The 278-nt window shown below is 59.7% G+C and carries 1 protein-coding gene; it reads left to right on the forward strand.

The genetic code is table 11. The features are described 5' to 3' along the window. Positions 1-278 (forward strand): hypothetical protein (locus KVT45_RS55325; protein ID WP_217562706.1); only part of this gene is annotated, 278 nt, incomplete at both ends.

Below are 278 nucleotides of genomic sequence, written 5' to 3' on the forward strand. Positions count from 1 at the left end.
GTTCCAGCAAACAAGGAGCTTCTCGATCGTGAGAGCGAGGCTAAGGGCATCCAGGTCGATCCCAGCCACGCCGCAAACGAGGAGGAGCCTGCGGTGAGCCCTCTCAGCGAGGTCGAGGACCCTGTGGGCGCAGGGACCTCTGGCGCATCGAAGATCGCCTTCAGAGGTCGCAGTGATCTCTCAGAGGAGGCAAGAGATACCGTTGACAACTCGACACTACCTCTGCCGAAGATTCCTGCTATTGGCAGAAGCAGCGAGAGCCCAGCAAGAGAGACGAG

It is taken from the genome of Streptomyces sp. GbtcB6 (genome assembly GCF_019091475.1).
GTDB lineage: Bacteria > Actinomycetota > Actinomycetes > Streptomycetales > Streptomycetaceae > Streptomyces > Streptomyces hyaluromycini.